Origin of the sequence: Microbacterium sp., from assembly GCF_035556355.1 — a bacterium.
In the GTDB taxonomy this organism is placed as follows: domain Bacteria; phylum Actinomycetota; class Actinomycetes; order Actinomycetales; family Microbacteriaceae; genus Microbacterium.
This window is the reverse complement of record NZ_DATMFG010000054.1, coordinates 138,508-157,737: the sequence shown is the minus strand read 5'-3', so window position 1 is coordinate 157,737 and position 19,230 is coordinate 138,508. Positions and strand designations below refer to the sequence as shown.

Here is a 19,230-nt window from a genome sequence, read left to right as displayed (position 1 = left end):
AGATGAAGCCTGTCTCGCGCCCCGGAACCAACCACCGGCCCTACTGCGCCTCCGCCCGCGCCTCGTGCGCGTGCCCGAGGCGCAGCCCCGGCACGAGCGCGAGCAGCGCGAGACCGACGCCCAGGAGGAAGACCGCCGGGAACGCGGCGTCCGTCGCGATGAGCGACGTGAAGACGATGCCCATCGCCGCGATCGACGTGGCCGCACCGACCGAGTCCGAGATCGACAGCGCCGAGGAGTTGAAGCCCTGGTCGCGCGGCGTCGAATAGGCGAGGGTCAGCACCGTGAGCCGCGGGTACATGAGGCCCATCCCCGACCCCGCGAACGCCCACCCGATGACGATGATCAGCGGATGCAGGTGCAGCGTCGCGCTCAGGGCGCAGACGGCCGTCGCGGCGGCGAGCTGTGCCACTCCGAAGATCGTGATGCGTGTGTTGCCGATGCGGTCGCCGAAGCGGCCCTGCACGTCTGCGGCCGCGGCCCACGTGAGAGCGGCGGCGGTGAGACCGAGGCCCGCCCACGTCGGTGAGAAGTCGTACTCCTCGATGAGGAGGTAAGGCACGTAGATCTCCGCGCCGAAGAGGGCGCCCGCGATGAGTCCGCGCATGAGCACGACGCTCGGCAGTCCGCGCGCTGCCGTCAGCGTGCGGCGGGGCAGCAGAGGCCGAACCGCGAACGCGATGACGATGACGGATGCCACGACCGTCGGGATCGCGAAGGGCCCGAGCTCCCCGGCGAGGCTCAGTGCCAGCGCGCCGATCGCGACCGCGACGGCGCACGCGAGGCGCGGCCCGATGCGGGCGGTCGACGGATGCTCCGTGTCGAGCGGCGTACCCCACAGGCGCGTCGCGACCATGATGTAGGCGAGCACCGTGAGCGCTGCCACGCCGAGGAACACCCACCGCCAGTGGATGTACTCGGTGACGGCACCCGCGAGGAACGGCCCGATCAGCGAGGGCACGACCCACGCGGCTGAGAACGCAGCGAAGACGCGTCCGTGGATCGCGGGCGGGTACACGCGTGCCACGACCACGTACAGCGCGACCGTCTGGCCGCCGGTCCCGAGGCCCTGGATGAGCCGTCCGATGACGAGGACCTCCATCGTGGGGGCGAGTCCCGCGACGATCAGGCCGCCGACGAAGAGGATGACGGATGCCGTGAGCGGCCACACGGGGCCGGAACGGTCGCTCCATGCACCCACGGCCACCATGCCGATGACTCCCGTGGCGAGGGTGCCCGAGAACGCGATGGCGTAGAGCGCGGCCCCGTCGAGGTCGTCGCTCACGACCGGCATGACCGTCGTGACCGCGAGCGACTGGATCGCCGCCAGGAAGATCATCGCGACCGCGCCGACGGTCACCCACACGAACTGCGGGCTCCAGATGCCGGCCGGGTTCGGCGACGATGCAGGCCTCGGAGGCGTCACGATGCGGCCAGCGCGCCGATCCGCGCGACGGCCTCCCGCAGCAGGTCGGGGTCGCACCCGAAGTTGATGCGCACATGCCCCTTGCCCTCTTCGCCGAAGTGCGGGCCGAAGTGCAGGGCGACTTTCGCCTCGCGCAGGATCTTCGTCGCGGGGTTGTCGCCCCAACCCAGCGCGGACAGATCCACCCACGCGAGGAAGCCGGCGTCGGGGATGCGGAAGCGCGCGCCCGGGACGTGCTCGTCGAGCAGGTCAGCGAGCAGCCGGCGGTTGCCGTCGAGCGCCGCGAGCTCAGCGTCGAGCCACGCGTCGCTCTCCTCCGAGAGCGCTGCGACGCCCGCGAGCGCGCCGAAGAGCCCTGTGCGCCACTCGACCTCGGCGGGCATCTCGCGCACGATGCGTGCCGTCTCGTCGGACGCCGTCACCATGAGGGCGCACTTCAGACCCGCGAGGTTGTACGCCTTGCTCGCGCTGGTGACCGCGTAGCCGACGCGTGCGGCCTCGTCAGAAGCGGCAAGGAACGGCGTGAAGGTCGCGTCGGAGTGCGTGAGCGGCGCGTGGATCTCATCGCTCACGACGACGGCGTTATGCGCCGCGACGATGCGAGCCAGGTCCGCCAGACTCTCCCGGGAGTGAACCGTGCCGGTGGGGTTGTGCGGATTGCACAGCAGAACGGCGCGCGCACCGCCGGCGAGGGCGGCCTCGATGCCCGCGAGGTCGAGCTCCCACCGGTCACCGGTATCGCGAAGCGGTACGCGCTCGATGACCGCCTCGGCCTCGGGCACGCAGTCGTAGAAGGGCGGATACACGGGCGGCGTGACGACGACGCGATCCCCCGGCTCGGTGACGCGGCGCAGGATCTCGACGACGCCCATCATGACGTCGGCGGTCGAGCGGACGCGCGCGGGGTCGACCTCCCACCCGAAGCGACGGCGGGCGAACGTCGCGAATGCGTCGCGAATGCCGGGGTCGGGTGGCGTGTAGCCCGTGTCGCCGAGCGCGACCGCGCGAGCCAGACGCTCGGTGATGGCCGGCGCGAGCGGGTAGTCGGTCTCGGCCACGAACATGGGGATCACGTCCGGCCCGTAGGTGCGCCACTTCGTGCTCGAGCGTTCGCGGAGCTGGTCGATCGGAAGGGCCTGCAGGGGGGTCACGCTCACTCCTCGAGCCTATCGAGGACAGACGGATGCCCCGTCCGCCCCGTCAGCGGTCGACACCGCTCAGCGGAATCGGCTTCAGATGGCGAAGCCGAGCGCCCGCATCATGTCGCGGCCGTCATCGGTGATGCGCTCCGGGCCCCACGGCGGCATCCACACCCAGTTGATCCGGAACCGCTCGACGACCTCGTCGAGCGCCTGCGCGGTCTGCTCCTCGAGGACATCCGTGAGCGGGCATCCGGCGGAGGTCAGCGTCATGTGGATGACCAGCGCGTCGTTCTCGTCGTCCCACGCGAGGTCGTACACGAGGCCGAGGTCGACGACGTTGATCCCCAGTTCGGGGTCCATGACGTCCTTGAGGGCCTCGGTGACCTCGTCGTACTTCTCGGGAGTGAGCGTCGCGGTCATACTCCTGATCCTACGCCTCGCTCGTCACAGGGGCCTCGGCCGGCTCCTCTTCGCCCTCGGGCAGGTAGCGGTCGTAGCCTTCCTCCTCGAGGCGATCGGCGAGCTCGGGGCCGCCCTCCTCGACGATGCGCCCGCCCACCATGACGTGGACGTAGTCCGGGCGGATGTAGCGGAGGATGCGCGTGTAGTGCGTGATGAGCAGCACGCCGAGGTCGGTCTCGGCCTTCGCGCGGTTCACGCCCTCGGAGACGACCTTGAGTGCGTCGACGTCGAGGCCCGAGTCGGTCTCGTCGAGCACGGCGATCTGCGGCTTGAGGAGCTCGAGCTGGAGGATCTCGTGGCGCTTCTTCTCGCCGCCCGAGAAGCCCTCGTTGACGTTGCGCTGTGCGAACTTCGCATCCATGCGAAGGTTCTTCATCGCGGACTTGACGTCCTTCGTCCACGTGCGGATCGAGGGCGCCTCGCCGTCGATCGCGGTCTTCGCGGTGCGGAGGAAGTTCGTGACCGTCACACCAGGGATCTCGACGGGGTACTGCATCGCGAGGAAGAGTCCGGCGCGGGCGCGCTCGTCGACCGACATCGCGAGGACGTCCTCACCGTCGAGCGTGATCGTGCCGGAGGTCACGTTGTACTTCGGGTGACCGGCGATCGTGTAGGCGAGTGTGGACTTGCCCGAGCCGTTCGGGCCCATGATCGCGTGGGTCTCACCGGTGCGGATGGTGAGCGTCACGCCGTTGAGGATGGGGGTGATGCCGGCATCCGTCTCGACCGTCACATGCAGGTCGCGGATCTCGAGGACAGACATTTCGTTCGATACCTTCTTCAGTTCAGTGCGAGCTTGACGGCCGGGTCGACGAACACGTCGTCACCGTCGATCGTGACCTGGAACACCGGGACGGGCTCGTAGGCCGGGAGGTTGAGGGGCTTGCCGGTGCGCAGCGAGAACGCCGAGCCGTGCGCCCAGCACTCGATCGTGTCGCCGTCGACGAAGCCTTCCGACAGCGAGATGTCGCCGTGCGTGCACGTGTCGCCGATCGCGTGCACCTCGCCGTTCGAGTCGAGGACGACAGCGATCGCGACGCCGTCGATCTCGAAACGACGCGCTTCGTCCTGCACGAGTTCGCTGAGCGAGCAGACGCGCTGCGAGGTCATCGAGTGACCTCCAGCTCGAGCTCGGACTCGATCGCGGCGAACAGCTCCTGCTCGAGCGAAGGCACGCCGACCTTCTGCACGATCTCGGCGAGGAATCCGAGCACGACCATCCGTCGCGCCTCTTCTTCGGGGATGCCGCGAGCCTGCAGGTAGAAGAGCTGCTCGTCGTCGAAGCGTCCGGTCGCCGAGGCGTGGCCGGCGCCGCGGATGTCGCCCGTCTCGATCTCGAGGTTCGGTGTCGACTCGGCGCGCGCGCCGTCGGTGAGCACGAGGTTGCGGTTCGCCTCATAGGAGTCGGTGCCGACCGCGTCGGGGCCGATCAGCACGTCGCCGACCCACACACTGCGCGCACCTTCTCCCTGCAGCGCGCCCTTGTACAGCACGTCACCGGTCGTCTCGGCTCCCTTGTGGAAGAGGTACACCTGGCTCTCGAGGTGCTGCCCCGAGTCGGAGTAGCTGAGGCCGTACAGCTCTCCACGCGAACCCGTGCCCGCCAACTCGACGTTCGGGTTGACACGCACGACCGCTCCCCCGAAGCTCACGACGATGTGGCGCAGCGTCGCATCGCGCGACACACGGGCCTGGTGCGACGCGGCGTGGACCGCATCATCGTCCCACTGCTGGACCGAGATCACCTCGAGGTGCGCGCCGTCGCGGACGATGATCTCGACGTTCTGCGCGAACTGCGCGCTGCCGACGTGGCGCAGCACGACGGTCGAGCGGCTGTTGACTCCCGCCTCGATCACGAGGTGCGAGTGGGCGAGCAGGTCGGCGCCGGCGCCCACGACCTCGACGACGACCGGCTCGTCGAGCTCGGCATCCGCCGGGATCGACAGATACAGCGCCTCAGCCGAGCGAGACCATGCGATCGCAGCAGGAAGGTCCTCAGGGGTGAAGACCTCACCGCGCGGGGCCGCGCCGATCTGGAGTCCGGCGGCCGCGAGGGGGCCGGTCACCGAGACCGCGACGGCCGCCTCGTCACCCGCCTCGTCGACGAACAGTCGCGCGAAGCGGTCGACCGGCGTGTGCTTCCAGTTGACCTCGCGGCCGGTCGGCTTCTCGAATGCGGCGGGGTCGTACGACCGGAACCGCTCGGAACGGGTCTGCACGGGGACGAATGCGCCCGCGCCATCAGAGTGGCCCTTCGCGCCGGGGACGGTCGGGGCCGAAGTCACAGAGCTCACTAGCCGACGGATCCTTCCATGCCCATCTCGATGAGCTTGTTGAGTTCGAGCGCGTACTCCATCGGCAGCTCACGGGCGATGGGCTCGATGAAGCCGCGGACGATCATGGCCATCGCCTCGTCTTCGGGCAGACCGCGGCTCATCAGATAGAACAGCTGCTCCTCGCTGACCTTCGAGACCGTGGCCTCGTGGCCGAGCTGCACGTCGTCGACCCGGATGTCGATCGCGGGGTACGTGTCGGAGCGGGAGATCGTGTCGACGAGCAGCGCGTCGCAGCGGACGGTGTTGGCCGAGTGGTGCGCGTTCGCGTCGACGCGGACCTCGCCGCGGTAGCCGGCGCGGCCGCCGCCGCGTGCGATCGACTTCGACACGATGGACGACTGCGTGTACGGCGCCATGTGGATCATCTTGGCGCCGGCGTCCTGGTGCTGGCCGGGACCCGCGAAGGCGACCGACAGGGTCTCGCCCTTCGCGTGCTCGCCCATGAGGAAGATCGACGGGTACTTCATCGTGACCTTCGAGCCGATGTTGCCGTCGACCCATTCCATGGTCGCGCCCTCGTGCGCGACCGCGCGCTTGGTCACGAGGTTGTACACGTTGTTCGACCAGTTCTGGATCGTCGTGTAGCGCACGCGCGCGTTCTTCTTGACGATGATCTCGACGACCGCCGAGTGCAGCGAGTCGCTCTTGTAGATCGGAGCGGTGCAGCCCTCGATGTAATGCACGTACGAGCCCTCGTCGGCGATGATGAGCGTCCGCTCGAACTGGCCCATGTTCTCGGTGTTGATGCGGAAGTAGGCCTGCAGCGGGATCTCGACGTGAACGCCCGGCGGCACGTACACGAACGAGCCGCCCGACCACACCGCGGTGTTGAGCGCGGCGAACTTGTTGTCGCCCGCCGGGATCACGGTGCCGAAGTACTCCTCGAAGAACTCGGGGTGCTCCTTGAGCGCCGTGTCGGTGTCGAGGAAGATGACGCCCTGCTGCTCGAGGTCCTCGCGGATCTGGTGGTAGACGACCTCGGACTCGTACTGCGCGGCGACGCCGGCGACGAGGCGCTGGCGCTCGGCCTCGGGGATGCCGAGTCGCTCATAGGTGTTGCGGATGTCTTCGGGCAGGTCTTCCCAGGACTGGGCCTGCTTCTCGGTCGACCGCACGAAGTACTTGATGTTGTCGAAGTCGATGTCGCTGAGGTCGGCGCCCCACGTCGGCATGGGCTTGCGCTCGAACAGCTGCAGGCCCTTGAGCCGGTTCTTCAGCATCCACTCCGGCTCGCCCTTGATGGCCGAGATGTCGCGCACGACGGCTTCGCTGAGACCGCGCTTCGCGCTCGCGCCGGCGGCGTCGGGATCGTGCCAGCCGAACTCATACACCCCCAGTCCGTCGAGCTCAGGGCGGTCGATCAGCACATCCGACATCGTCACACTCTCCTCCGGGCCTCAACGGTGTCATCCGCCCCGGCATCCGCTCTCCGCGGTGGAGTTACCGCAGGCGGATGCCGCTGGTGGGCCCTCTCAAGTGGCGCCGTCCTTCGCGCCTAGACTGTCATTGATGCGTCGCGCCTCGCGCACCCCGCATCCGACCCCTCGATTCTACAGGTTCCCCTCCGACCCGGCTCGCCGCCCCCGGCGCGATCGGATCGGACGCGGAGCCGACTCCCAGGAGGCGCACCGTGTCTTCCCCCACGCGTCCCGGCAGGTGGCTGCGGCTCGCGGCGTGGCTGTCGTTCGTCGCCGAGGTCGTCATCATCGGCACAGGCGGAGCCGTGCGTCTCACAGGCTCGGGTCTCGGGTGCTCGGAGTGGCCGCTGTGCACGCCGGAGTCGCTCGTTCCGACCGAAGAGCTCGGCATCCACGGGGTCATCGAGTTCGGGAACCGCACTCTGACGGGAGTCGTCGGGGTGCTCGCTCTCACGGTGCTCGTGCTGACCTTCCTCCACGTGCGCGCCCGTCGCGGACTGCGCCTCACCGTCCGGTTCGCGGTCGGCGGCATCGTCGCGGGCATCGCGGCGGCCGTGGTCGCCGGTGCCTTCTCCGCTCCCGTGTTCGTCGTCTTCTCGTCGGTCGTGCTGGTCGCCGTCATCGCCGCTGCGATCGCCACCGTGCCCACCGTGGCCGAGCGTCGCGATCTGCTCGTGCTCGCGTGGATCGTCGTGGCGGGCGTCGTGGCCCAGGCGCTCGTCGGCGGGATCACGGTGCTCACGGGCCTCAACCCCTTCATCGTGGGGTTCCACTACGTGTCGTCGGTCGTCCTGGTCGCGGTGACCGCCGCGTACCTCGTGCGCGCGTACGACGTGCCGGGACCGCGGGAGCTCGCCGTGCCCGGATGGTTCGCGCTGCTCACGCACGTGACGACCGTCGCACTCGCGGTGACTCTCGCGTTCGGCGTTCTGACGACCGCCAACGGCCCGCACTCGGGCGACGCGAACGTCATCCGCACGGGATTCGACGCCTCCGTGCTCGCGCACGTCCACGCGATCCCGGGATATGTCCTCGGCGGGCTGCTCGTGCTGCTCGTGGGCGCAGGGGCGCTGCTCCGCCTGCCGACGCTGCGCTGGTCTCTCGCACTGCTCGCCGTCGTCGCCGCTCAGATCGCGGTGGGGGTGTATCAGGCCCGCGAGGGCCTTCCGCCCCTCGCCGTCGGCGTGCACATGGTGCTCGCGGCGCTCGCCGCCGCAGCGATGACGGTGATCGTGCTGCGCCTGAAGCGACCGGTCTCCGCCGCACTCCGGGTCGACGAGGGCGGAAGGGTCGGGGCATCCGTCTCGTCGAACTGAGAGAATCGGCGGCATGACCGCCTCGCGTCCTGTCGCGATCGTCACAGGCGCGTCGTCCGGCATCGGAGCCGCGACCGCCCTCCGCCTCGCTCGCGACGGGTTCATCGTCCACGCCGCGGCGCGACGGGTGGACCGGATGCGGCCGCTCGAAGCCGCCGGCGTCGGCATCGTCGCGCTCGACGTCACCGACGACCCTGCTGTCGTGTTTTTCGTCGAACGGGTTCTCTCCGAGCATGGTCGCATCGACGTGCTCGTGAACAACGCGGGCTACGGCGCGTACGGGGCGTTCGAGGAGGTGCCGCCCGAAGAGGCGCGGCGGCAGTTCGACGTCAACGTGTTCGCGCTCGCACGGCTGACGCAGCTCGTGCTGCCGTCGATGCGCGAGCGACGCACGGGCACGATCGTGAACGTCTCGTCGATCGGCGGCAGGATCGCGACGCCGCTCGGCTCGTGGTATCACGCGAGCAAGTTCGCGGTGGAGGGGCTGAGCGACGCGCTGCGGATCGAGGTGGCGCCGTTCGGCATCCGCGTCGTCGTGATCGAGCCCGGCGCGATCGAGACCGAGTGGAGCGGCATCGCGCGCTCATCGGCCGTCGAGACCTCCGGCGACGGACCGTACCGGCCGCTGGTCGAGAGCGCGACGGCCTTCCTCGAGTCCGCCGACCGGCCGGGGCGGGCGTCTCCTCCCTCGGTCGTCGCCGACGCGATCTCGCGCGCGGTGACGGCGAAGCGCCCTCGCACGCGCTACGCCGTCGGGTCGCAGGCGCGTCTCGCGGTCGGCGCCCGCCGAGCTCTGCCGGATCGCGTGTTCGACCGGGTCGTCTCGAGGCTGTTCCTGGGGCGGATGCGTCGGCCGCGCTGACGTGTCGTAAGGCCGCCCGTCAGGGAGAGCCTCAGGTCAGAACGGCAGAAGCGGGTCGACGGCGATCGCGACGAACAGGAGCGTCAGGTACGAGATCGACGCGTGGAACACGCGCATCGGCCGCGGCTCGGTTCCGCGCACGGCGCGGTTGTAGAGGCGGTGCGACTCGTAGACGAACCAACCGCCGAAGACCACCGCCGACACCGAGTACACGAGCCCCATGCCCGCGACCGGGATCAGCAGGAGCGAGCATGCCACGGTCGCCCACGCATAGAGGATCACCTGCAGGCCGACCTGGGAGCCGTTGCGCGTCGCGCCGAGCATCGGCACCTCGGCCTCTTCGTAGTCGTCGCGGTACTTCATCGACAGCGGCCAATAGTGCGGCGGCGTCCACAGGAACACGAGCACGAAGAGGATGACGGGAGGCCACGCGAGCGATCCGGTCACGGCGGTCCACCCGATGAGCACCGGGAAGCACCCGGCGATGCCGCCCCACACGATGTTCTGCTCCGTGCGGCGCTTGAGCAGCATCGTGTAGATCACGACGTAGAAGAAGATGGCGGCGGCCGACAGCGTCGCGGCGAGCCAGTTCGTCGTCGCGAGCAGCCACGCCGTCGACCCGACGGCCAGAGTCCACGCGAAGATGAGCGCGCCACGCGGTGAGACCTCGCCCGTCACGAGAGGCCGGTTCTCGGTGCGCTGCATGTGCGCGTCGATGTCGCGGTCGAGGTACATGTTGAACGCGGCCGCGGAGCCGGCGCTCATGGATCCGCCGATCACCGTCGCGAGGACGAGCCACAGATTCGGGAACCCGCCCTGGGCGAGGATCATCACCGGAACCGTCGTGACGAGCAGCAGCTCGAGCACGCGCGGCTTGGTCAACGCGACATAGGCCCGGATGGTGCGGCCCACGCCCCGGCGAGGGCGTCGCGCCGAGTCGGTCGATGCGCCGGCTCCGGCCGTCGTCATGATGTCCATCGCCCCCGCAATCGCCCGTGTGCAGACCGCTCCCAAGTCTAGGGCATGCGTCGACGCCGAACCGGCTGTCCGGCTCCCGCGGAACGGGCCGGATGCGGCATCCGGATCGTGCGGCGGGAGCGTCGTCGACGACCCCGCCGCCACCCTCCTGAAAAGGTTCTTCACAACTCTCGCCTCCTGGCCGGAGCGGTATACCGCTTCGCTATGCTGAGACCCACATGCGCGCCCTGCGCCGATTCCCCCTTCTCCATACCGGGCAAGGCTCTGTGGGACGGTCTGGTCGGGCGCAGCTCCACGAGAAAGGCGGCCGAGTGTCGGAACTTCGTTGGGATGAGATCGATCGGCGCGCGGTGGACACCGCTCGCGTCCTGGCGGCGGACGCCGTGGAGAAGGTGGGCAACGGCCACCCGGGCACGGCGATGAGCCTTGCTCCGGCCGCCTACCTGCTCTATCAGCGCGTCATGCGCCATGACCCCTCCGACGTGCACTGGGTCGGTCGTGACCGATTCATCCTGTCGGCGGGCCATTCGTCGCTCACGCAGTACGTCCAGCTCTACCTCGGCGGGTTCGGCCTCGAACTCGACGACCTCAAGTCCCTGCGCACGTGGGGGTCGCTCACCCCGGGCCACCCCGAGTACGGGCACACCGACGGCGTCGAGATCACGACCGGTCCGCTCGGCCAGGGCCTCGCGTCTTCGGTCGGGTTCGCGTACGCCGCGCGCTACGAGCGCGGACTGTTCGATCCGGATGCCCCGGCCGGCGAGTCCCCGTTCGACCACCACATCTACGTGATCGCGTCGGACGGCGACCTGCAGGAGGGCGTGACGTCGGAGGCGTCGTCGCTCGCGGGGCATCAGGGTCTCGGCAACCTCGTCGTCATCTACGACTCGAACCAGATCTCGATCGAAGACGACACGAACGTCGCCTTCACGGAAGACGTCGCCAAGCGCTACGAGGCGTACGGCTGGCACGTGCAGACGGTCGACTGGAAGCGCACCGGCGAGTACGTCGAAGACGTGCCCGAGCTCTACCGCGCGATCGAGGCCGCGAAGGGCGAGACCGCCCGCCCGTCGCTCATCATCCTCAAGACGATCATCGGCTGGCCCTCGCCCGGCAAGCAGAACACGGGCAAGATCCACGGCTCGGCGCTCGGCGCCGACGAGCTGGCCGCCACCAAGAAGGTCCTCGGGTGGGACCCCGAGCAGACGTTCGTCGTGCCCGACGGCGTCCTCGAGCACACGCGCGGGTCGCTCGCCGAGCGCGCCGCCGCCGATCGCGAGGCGTGGCAGCAGAAGTGGGACGCGTGGGCACAGGCGAACCCCGAGCGCAAGGCGCTCTTCGACCGTCTGCAGGCGCGTGAGCTCCCGGCCGATCTCGCCGACGCCCTCCCCCGGTTCGAAGCCGGAAAGGACGTGTCGACGCGCGCCGCATCCGGCCAGGTCATCAACGCCCTCGCCGCCAGGCTCCCCGAGCTGTGGGGCGGGTCGGCGGACCTCGCCGAGTCGAACCTCACGACGATCAAGGATGCGAAGTCTTTCATCCCCACCGAGTGGTCGACCCACGAGTGGGCCGGTGACCCGTACGGCCGCGTCCTGCACTTCGGCATCCGCGAGCACGCGATGGGCGCGATCGTCAACGGCATCGTGCTGCACGGCCCGACGCGCGCATTCGGCGGAACGTTCCTCATCTTCAGCGACTACATGCGCCCGGCTGTCCGCCTCGCGGCGCTCATGAACATCCCGTCGCTGTTCGTGTGGACGCATGACTCGATCGCCCTCGGGGAGGACGGCCCGACGCACCAGCCGATCGAGCAGCTCGCGTCTCTGCGCGCCATCCCGAACTTCACGCTCGTCCGTCCCGCCGACGCGAACGAGACGGCCCACGCGTGGCTCGAGCTGCTGCGCCGTCACGGCGGCCCCGCCGGCATCGCGCTCACGCGCCAGAACATCCCCGTGTTCGAGCGCGGTGACGGCGAGGCGTCCGGCGATGTGCTCGCATCCGCCGCCGGTGTCGCCAAGGGCGCGTACGTGCTCGCGGAGGCGCCCGGCCGGACGCCCGACGTGATCATCATCGCGACCGGCTCCGAGGTGCAGCTCGGCCTCGCCGCCCGCGAACGGCTCGCCGCCGAGGGTGTCAACGCCCGCGTCGTGTCGGCCCCGTCGCTCGAGTGGTTCGCCGAGCAGGACGACGAGTACCGCGAGAGCGTGCTGCCGTCGTCGGTCAGGGCGCGCGTATCGGTCGAGGCGGGCATCGCGCTGCCGTGGCGCGGCATCGTCGGCGACCACGGCCGATCCGTGTCGATCGAGCACTTCGGCGCGTCGGCCGACTACAAGACACTTTTCGAGAAGTTCGGCATCACCGCCGACGCCGTCGTCGAGGCGGCTCGGGAGACCATCGCGGCCACCGAAGGGGCGGCCGTCGTCATCGAGGAGAACGCATGAGCACCCCCACGAAGAAGCTGGTCGACGCCGGCGTCAGCATCTGGCTCGACGACCTGTCGCGTCAGCGGATCGAGTCGGGCAACCTCGCCGGCCTGATCACCGACCGCAACGTGTCGGGCGTGACGACCAACCCGACGATCTTCGCCGCCGCGATCGGTCAGGGCCACGGCTACGACGAGCGGCTCCGCGCTCTCGCATCCGAAGGCGCATCGGCCGACGACGCGATCTTCGCGCTCACGACGACCGATGTGCGCGACGCGGCCGACATCCTCCGTCCCGTCTACGATGCGACAGACGGCGTCGACGGCCGCGTCTCGATCGAGGTGTCGCCCGAGCTCGCCCACGACACCGAGGCGACCATCGCGCAGGCGAAGGAGCTGTGGGCCGCGGTCGACCGCCCGAACGTCCACATCAAGATCCCGGCGACCAAAGCCGGTCTCCCGGCGATCACCGCGGTGCTCGCCGAAGGCATCTCGGTCAACGTCACGCTCATCTTCAGCCTCGAGCGGTACGCCGAGGTCATCGACGCCTTCCTGTCGGGTATCGAGCAGGCGAAGGCGAACGGTCGGGACATCTCGAAGATCCACTCGGTGGCGTCGTTCTTCGTGTCGCGTGTCGACACCGAGGTCGACAAGCGTCTCGCGGCGATCGGCACCGACGAAGCGGCCGCGCTGAAGTCCCGCGCCGGTGTCGCGAACGCGCGGCTCGCGTACGAGCTGTTCGAGCGCGAGTTCGCGACGGATCGCGCGAAGGCCCTGACGGATGCCGGAGCGCACGTGCAGCGTCCGCTGTGGGCGTCGACCGGAGTGAAGGACCCGTCGCTGCCCGACACGCTCTACGTCACCGAGCTCGTCGCTCCGGGCACCGTGAACACGATGCCCGAGAAGACGCTGGAGGCGACGTTCGACCACGCTGAGATCACCGGCGACACCGTCACCGGCAATTACACCGACGCGCACAGCGTGATCGACGGTCTCGCGTCTGTCGGCGTCGACTTCGCCGACGTCACCCAGGTGCTGGAAGACGAGGGCGTCGACAAGTTCATCGCCTCGTGGCACGAGCTCCAGGGCACCGTCCGCGGTGCGCTCGAAGAGGCCCTTCAGGGGGCCCGATGAGCACGCCGACCGCGTGCGGCGCGCAACGATCGAAGGGAGCGATCCGATGAGCTTCGAGATCCACGTCAGCGGCCACGTGAAGTCGGTCGTCGACGACACGCTCCCGGGCCTCGTGGGCGACCTCGTCGCATCCGGCATCACCGCCGGAGATCCCACGCTGTGGGGCCCCGAGGCCGAGGAGGAGGCGTCGAAGCGCCTCGGGTGGGTGCAGGCCGTGAGCGTCTCGCGCCCGCTCGTGCCCGAGATCCGGGCACTGCGACGCGAGCTGGTCTCGAAGGGCGTCACGCGCGTGGTGCTCGCCGGCATGGGCGGTTCGTCGCTTGCGCCCGAGGTCATCGCTCAGACTGCCGGCGTGCCGCTCGTGATCCTCGACTCGACCTCCCCCGGTCAGGTGCTCGCCGCGATCGACGGCGACCCCGAGAGCGGCGGCCTCGAGCAGACCGTGCTGGTGGTGTCGTCCAAGTCCGGCTCGACGGTCGAGACCGACTCCGCCAAGCGCGCGTTCGAGGCGGCGTTCCGCGATCTCGGCATCGACCCCGTCGAACGCATCGTCGTGGTGACCGACCCGGGCTCGCCGCTCGACGAGTCGGCTCGCGCCGACGGCTATCGCGTGTTCAATGCCGACCCGACGGTCGGCGGACGCTACTCGGCGCTGACGGCCTTCGGACTCGTCCCGGCGGGCCTCGCGGGCGTCGCCATCGAAGAGCTCCTGTCCGAGGCGGACGCCACGCTGCTCGAGGTCGCGATCGACAGCCCGGAGAACCCGGCGCTCGTGCTCGCGGCCGCGATCGCGGGCGGGAACCCGCGTCGCGACAAGCTCGGCCTCGTCGCAGACGGAACGCACATCGTCGGCCTTCCGGACTGGATCGAGCAGCTCGTCGCCGAATCGACCGGCAAGCAGGGCACGGGCATCCTGCCCGTCGTGCTCCTCCCCGTCTCGCCCGAGGTGGAATCGCCGCCCGCCGACCTGCAGATCGTGCGGTTCGTCGACGATGCCGAGCACTTCCGCCTGTTCGAGCGGCACGAGGGCGAGGTGCTCGTGAGCGGCTCGCTCGCAGCGCAGTTCGTCGTGTGGGAGTACGCGACGGCGATCGCGGGGCGGATGCTCGGCATCAACCCGTTCGACCAGCCCGATGTCGAGTCGGCGAAGGTCGCAGCACGCGGTCTTCTCGACGCCCGTCCCGAGCCGACGCCGCCGGCGTTCACGGTCGACGGTGTCGAGGTGCGCGTGAGCGACCCCGACCTTGCGGCATCCGGCACCGTCGCGGGAGTCCTCGACGCGCTGTGGGCGCGACTCCCCGAAGACGGCTACGTGTCGATCCAGGCCTACGTCAACCGCCTCCAGCTCCCGCAGCTCCAGGGACTGCGCGAGCTCGTGGCGGCCGACTCGGGTCGCCCCACGACCTTCGGCTGGGGTCCCCGGTTCCTGCACTCGACGGGCCAGTATCACAAGGGCGGTCCGGCGAACGGCGTGTTCCTCCAGATCACGGAGCGCACCGACGTCGACCTCGAGATCCCGGGTCGTCCGTTCACCTTCGGTCAGCTGATCGAGGCACAGGCGGCCGGTGACGCGAGCGTGCTCGCCCAGCACGGCCGACCCGTCGTGACGTTGACACTCACAGATCCGCAGGTCGAGGTGCTGTCGCTCTTCGAAGCGGCTCAGTAAGGGCAGGTCACCAGACGATGAGCGACGAGACTCCCGCTACGAGTCACGCCCCGATGGGCCAAGGCGTCGAGATCTCGCGCGGGCACAACCCGCTGCGAGACCCGGAGGACCACCGGCTCAACCGCATCGCAGGACCCAGCGCGCTCGTTATCTTCGGCGTGACGGGGGACCTGTCGCGCAAGAAGCTCATGCCGGCGGTGTACGACCTCGCCAACCGTGGCCTGCTCCCTCCCGGGTTCGCACTCGTCGGGTTCGCCCGGCGCGATTGGGAGGATCAGGACTTCGCGAAGGTCGTCTACGACGCCGTGCGGCAGAACGCCCGCACCGAGTTCCGCGACGAGACCTGGCAGCAGCTCCTCGAAGGCATCCGCTTCGTGTCCGGCGAGTTCCACGATGCGGATGCGTTCCGGCGCCTCCGCGAGACCGTCGAGCGTCTGGACGTCGAGCGCGGCACGATGGGCAACCACGCGTACTACCTGTCGATCCCGCCCAAGGACTTCCCCATCGTCGCGGAGCAGCTGAAAGCTTCGGGGCTCGTGGACGACACCGCCGACCAGCCCGACCGCTGGCGGCGCGTCGTGATCGAGAAGCCCTTCGGCCACGACCTCGCGTCGGCGCGATCGCTCAACGATGCGCTGCGCGCGGCCTTCCCGGCGGACTCGATCTTCCGGATCGACCACTACCTCGGCAAGGAGACGGTCCAGAACATCCTGGCGCTGCGCTTCGCGAACGAGCTGTACGAGCCGATCTGGAACCGCAACTACGTCGACCACGTGCAGATCACGATGGCCGAAGACATCGGGGTCGGCGGTCGCGCCGGCTACTACGACGGGATCGGCGCCGCCCGCGACGTCATCCAGAACCATCTGCTGCAGCTCATGGCCCTCACCGCGATGGAGGAGCCCATCAGCTTCGACGCGCGCGACCTGCGCGCCGAGAAGGAGAAGGTGCTCGCCGCCGTCACGCTGCCCGACGACCTCGCGCGCACCACATCGCGCGGACAGTACGCGGGCGGATGGCAGGGCGGTGAGAAGGTGCCCGGCTTCCTCGAGGAGGAGGGCATGAACCCGAACTCCACGACCGAGACCTTCGCGGCTATCACGCTCGAGGTGAACACGCGTCGCTGGGCCGGAGTGCCGTTCTACCTGCGCACCGGCAAGCGGCTCGGCCGTCGCGTGACCGAGATCGCGGTGATCTTCAAGCGCGCCCCCGAGCTGCTGTTCTCGCGCGCGCAGACCTCAGGCCTCGGGCAGAACGCCCTCGTGATCCGCGTGCAGCCCGACGAGGGCGTCACGATCCGGTTCGGCTCGAAGGTGCCGGGAGCGGCGGCGCAGGTGCGCGACGTCACGATGGACTTCGGATACGGCCACGCGTTCACCGAGGCGAGCCCCGAGGCGTACGAGCGCCTCATCCTCGATGTGCTGCTCGGTGACCCGCCGCTGTTCCCCCGACACGAAGAGGTCGAGCTGTCGTGGAAGATCCTCGACCCGATCGAGCAGTTCTGGGAGGCGCAGGGCGGTCCGCTCGAGCAGTACTCCCCCGGCTCGTGGGGTCCGGCATCGGCCACCGCCATGCTCGCCCGCGACGGACGTTCCTGGAGGCGCCCATGATCGTCGACCTGCCCGACACCACCGTCAGCAAGATCACGCGCGCCCTCGTCAACGTGCGCGAGGAGGGCGGGGCCGTCGCGCTCGGCCGTGTGCTGACTCTCGTCATCGTGACACGCGAGGGCGAGATGGAAGAGGTCATCGAGGCTGCGAACGACGCATCGCGCGAGCATCCGATGCGCGTCATCGTGCTGCTCGTCGACGGCGAGGAGTCCCAGGCGCGTCTAGATGCGCAGATCCGCGTGGGCGGCGACGCCGGCGCGAGCGAGGTCGTCACGCTGCACGCGTACGGCGAAGCCGCGTCGAACCTCGAGAGCCTCGTGACGGGGCTGCTGCTCCCCGACGCCCCTGTCGTGGTGTGGTGGCCGAACGACACGCCCGACAACCCCGCCGACACGTCGCTCGGCCGGATCGCCCAGCGCCGGATCACGGATGCCGCGACCAAACCCAACCCGTGGGAGTGGGTCACGTCGCTGTCCGGGTCCTACTCCCCCGGCGACACGGATCTCGCGTGGACGAGGCTCACGCGCTGGCGCGAGCAGCTCGCCGCGATCCTCGACCAGCCGCCGTACGAGCCGGTGCGTCGCGTCGAGGTGCGCGGAGCGGGCGACTCACCGTCGACGAGCCTCCTCGCCGCGTGGCTCCGTCTCGCCCTGGACGTGCCTGTCGACTGGCGATACCTCGACCCGTCGGAGTGGGAGCACGGCATCAAGTCGGTCGTCCTCGTGCGCGACAGCGGCGAGGTGCGCCTCGAGCGCCCCGAGCCGGGCGTCGCCATCCTCACGCAGCCCGGACAGCCGAGCCACGACTTGGCGTTCCCGCGCCGCACCCTGCGCGAATGCCTGGCCGAAGAGCTCCGTCGCCTGGATCCCGACGTCCTGTATGGTCGAGTGATCAGCGAGGGCCTGGAACTCCTCGGTCCGCCGTCGACACAGGAGCCGAATGGCTGAGACGTCAAACGAGAAGCGGGTCGTGATCCTCTCCGACCCGTCCGCGCTTGCCAAAGCCGTTGCATCGCGGTTCTTGAGCCGCATCGCCAAGCGCAGCGACCACAAGCGGCTCGTGCACATCTCCCTGACCGGCGGAACGATGGGTGCCGCGGTGCTGAAAGCCGCCGCGGCGAATCCGCGGGCGGGGAGCCTCGATTGGTCGAAGGTCCACTTCTGGTGGAGCGACGAGCGCTGGGTTCCCCGCGCCGACGACGATCGCAACGAGAAGCAGTCCCGCGAGGCGCTGCTCGACCACCTCGACATCCCCGCCGAGAACATCCACTCCGTCGCGGCGAGCGACGAGGGTCTCGATCTCGACGCCGCCGCACGGCTGTACGAGCACGAGTTGGCCAGGTTCTCGAGCGACTACGGCGCGTGGCCGTCGTTCGACGTGTGCTTCCTCGGCGTCGGGCCCGACGGGCACATCGCCTCGCTCTTCCCCGACCGCTCCGAGATCCACGTCACCGATCGCGCGGTGCTTCCCGTTCGCGAGTCGCCCAAGCCGCCCCCCAAGCGCATCACGATGACGCGACCCGTCATCAATGCGTCGCGCCGACTGTGGATGGTGCTCGCCGGCACCGACAAGGCATCTGCCCTCGGCCTGGCCCTTGCGGGTGCCAGTTACGGCAGCGTCCCCGCCGCCGGCGCGAAGGGGCGCAAGCGCACGGTGTTCTTCGTCGACGAGGCCGCCGCCGCGAACGTGCCGCCCGAGCTCATCGACCGCGAGTACTGAACTCGCGCGCCGTACGAAAAGGGGAGGGGGCGGATGCCGCGGCATCCGCCCCCTCCCCTTTGGTCGGTCTTCGGTCACTCGAGTCCGCGACGCTCGCGCAGCTGCCGGAGCGCGTCTTCGAGAAGGGCCTCGGCCTCCTCCTCGGTGCGGCGCTCCTTCACGTAGGCGAGGTGCGTCTTGTACGGCTCGGTCTTCGCGACGGCCGGAGGGTTGTTCTTGTCGCGGCCGGCCGGAAGGCCCGAGTGCGGCGAGTCGATCACTTCGGGGATCTCGTCCTCGGGAATCCCCGCCGCGAAGTAGCGGACCGTCTCATTGCCGAGCGCGTCCCAGTACGAGACCGCGATCCGTTCGGCGTGGAAGCCGTGGTCTTGTTCTCCCATCGGACCCGCGCCGACGCGGGTCCCGCGAATTGCATTTCCGCCGGTTGCCATCAGAGCCCCTGGAACTTGGTGATAAGGCCGAGCGCCACGATCGCCGCGAACCACACGAGCGCGAGCACGACCGTGAAGCGGTTGAGGTTTCGTTCGGCGAGCCCGGACGAGCCGAGCGCAGACGTCATGCCGCCGCCGAACATGTCGGACAGGCCGCCACCGCGACCCTTGTGAAGCAGGATGAGAAGTGTGAGGAGGATGCTGGTGATCCCCAGGATCACCTGCAGGACGAACTCGAGAATGGGCACAGTCGTCGAAAACCTTTCGCTGCGGCCGGGTGTCGATCGCGCAGGCGTCAATTATACGGG

Annotated in this window: 18 protein-coding genes; 8 read left to right on the top strand and 10 right to left on the bottom strand. The window is 69.4% G+C overall.

Annotated elements, in window-relative coordinates; genetic code table 11:
- Positions 1-40: 40 nt before the first annotated feature.
- From VNR19_RS15265 to sufB, 7 genes are all read right to left on the bottom strand, one after another.
- The gene (locus VNR19_RS15265) at positions 41-1,426 is read right to left on the bottom strand and encodes an MFS transporter (RefSeq protein ID WP_325728128.1); all 1,386 of its coding nucleotides are present in this window, start codon (positions 1,424-1,426) and stop codon (positions 41-43) included.
- The gene (locus VNR19_RS15260) at positions 1,423-2,583 is read right to left on the bottom strand and encodes a MalY/PatB family protein (protein ID WP_325728127.1); all 1,161 of its coding nucleotides are present in this window, start codon (positions 2,581-2,583) and stop codon (positions 1,423-1,425) included. The genes VNR19_RS15265 and VNR19_RS15260 overlap by 4 nt, the downstream gene beginning before the upstream one ends.
- A gap of 75 nt (positions 2,584-2,658) precedes the next feature.
- Complete coding sequence (locus tag VNR19_RS15255; RefSeq protein WP_325728126.1) at positions 2,659-2,988, bottom strand: metal-sulfur cluster assembly factor; 330 nt, start codon at positions 2,986-2,988, stop codon at positions 2,659-2,661.
- Positions 2,989-2,998: 10 nt separating this feature from the next.
- Complete coding sequence (gene sufC / locus VNR19_RS15250; protein ID WP_325728125.1) at positions 2,999-3,793, bottom strand: Fe-S cluster assembly ATPase SufC; 795 nt, start codon at positions 3,791-3,793, stop codon at positions 2,999-3,001.
- A gap of 17 nt (positions 3,794-3,810) precedes the next feature.
- Positions 3,811-4,140, bottom strand: a complete 330-nt coding sequence (locus VNR19_RS15245) for a non-heme iron oxygenase ferredoxin subunit (RefSeq protein ID WP_325728124.1) — start codon at positions 4,138-4,140, stop codon at positions 3,811-3,813.
- Entirely contained in the window at positions 4,137-5,324 is a 1,188-nt protein-coding gene (gene sufD, locus VNR19_RS15240; protein ID WP_325728123.1) for a Fe-S cluster assembly protein SufD, read from the bottom strand. The genes VNR19_RS15245 and sufD overlap by 4 nt, the downstream gene beginning before the upstream one ends.
- Positions 5,324-6,742: a Fe-S cluster assembly protein SufB gene (gene sufB, locus VNR19_RS15235; protein ID WP_325728122.1), complete on the bottom strand. Its 1,419-nt coding sequence runs from the start codon at positions 6,740-6,742 to the stop codon at positions 5,324-5,326. Before sufB ends, sufD begins: the two co-directional genes overlap by 1 nt.
- A gap of 254 nt (positions 6,743-6,996) precedes the next feature.
- Here sufB and VNR19_RS15230 point away from each other — a divergent pair, with 254 nt between their 5' ends.
- Both VNR19_RS15230 and VNR19_RS15225 read left to right on the top strand, forming a co-directional pair.
- The gene (locus tag VNR19_RS15230; protein ID WP_325728121.1) at positions 6,997-8,100 is read left to right on the top strand and encodes a COX15/CtaA family protein; all 1,104 of its coding nucleotides are present in this window, start codon (positions 6,997-6,999) and stop codon (positions 8,098-8,100) included.
- A 13-nt stretch (positions 8,101-8,113) separates the two neighbouring features.
- On the top strand, positions 8,114-8,962 hold the full coding sequence (locus VNR19_RS15225) for an oxidoreductase (protein ID WP_325728120.1): 849 nt from the start codon (positions 8,114-8,116) through the stop codon (positions 8,960-8,962).
- Between the two features lie 36 nt (positions 8,963-8,998).
- On the opposite strand, the gene VNR19_RS15220 is transcribed toward VNR19_RS15225, so the two are convergent.
- On the bottom strand, positions 8,999-9,931 hold the full coding sequence (locus tag VNR19_RS15220; RefSeq protein ID WP_325728245.1) for a heme o synthase: 933 nt from the start codon (positions 9,929-9,931) through the stop codon (positions 8,999-9,001).
- A 320-nt stretch (positions 9,932-10,251) separates the two neighbouring features.
- Here VNR19_RS15220 and tkt point away from each other — a divergent pair, with 320 nt between their 5' ends.
- From tkt to pgl, 6 genes are read left to right on the top strand one after another with little or no spacing between them, the layout of a single operon-like run.
- Positions 10,252-12,381 carry a transketolase gene (gene tkt, locus VNR19_RS15215; protein ID WP_325728119.1) on the top strand — a complete coding sequence of 710 codons (2,130 nt, stop codon included), beginning with the start codon at positions 10,252-10,254 and terminating at the stop codon, positions 12,379-12,381.
- Positions 12,378-13,496 (top strand): transaldolase, encoded by a 1,119-nt coding sequence (gene tal, locus VNR19_RS15210; RefSeq protein ID WP_325728118.1) that lies wholly within the window; start codon positions 12,378-12,380, stop codon positions 13,494-13,496. Before tkt ends, tal begins: the two co-directional genes overlap by 4 nt.
- A gap of 46 nt (positions 13,497-13,542) precedes the next feature.
- Complete coding sequence (locus VNR19_RS15205; protein ID WP_325728117.1) at positions 13,543-15,162, top strand: phosphoglucose isomerase-related protein; 1,620 nt, start codon at positions 13,543-13,545, stop codon at positions 15,160-15,162.
- Between the two features lie 53 nt (positions 15,163-15,215).
- Complete coding sequence (zwf, locus tag VNR19_RS15200) at positions 15,216-16,772, top strand: glucose-6-phosphate dehydrogenase (RefSeq protein WP_325728244.1); 1,557 nt, start codon at positions 15,216-15,218, stop codon at positions 16,770-16,772.
- Positions 16,769-17,719, top strand: a complete 951-nt coding sequence (locus VNR19_RS15195) for a glucose-6-phosphate dehydrogenase assembly protein OpcA (RefSeq protein WP_325728116.1) — start codon at positions 16,769-16,771, stop codon at positions 17,717-17,719. The genes zwf and VNR19_RS15195 overlap by 4 nt, the downstream gene beginning before the upstream one ends.
- Positions 17,712-18,491 (top strand): 6-phosphogluconolactonase, encoded by a 780-nt coding sequence (pgl, locus tag VNR19_RS15190; protein WP_325728115.1) that lies wholly within the window; start codon positions 17,712-17,714, stop codon positions 18,489-18,491. Before VNR19_RS15195 ends, pgl begins: the two co-directional genes overlap by 8 nt.
- A gap of 74 nt (positions 18,492-18,565) precedes the next feature.
- On the opposite strand, the gene VNR19_RS15185 is transcribed toward pgl, so the two are convergent.
- Both VNR19_RS15185 and secG read right to left on the bottom strand, forming a co-directional pair.
- Positions 18,566-18,922 carry an RNA polymerase-binding protein RbpA gene (locus VNR19_RS15185; RefSeq protein WP_325728114.1) on the bottom strand — a complete coding sequence of 119 codons (357 nt, stop codon included), beginning with the start codon at positions 18,920-18,922 and terminating at the stop codon, positions 18,566-18,568.
- Positions 18,922-19,170, bottom strand: coding sequence for a preprotein translocase subunit SecG (gene secG, locus VNR19_RS15180; protein WP_325034226.1), 249 nt, complete (start codon positions 19,168-19,170; stop codon positions 18,922-18,924). The genes VNR19_RS15185 and secG overlap by 1 nt, the downstream gene beginning before the upstream one ends.
- Positions 19,171-19,230 lie beyond the last annotated feature (60 nt).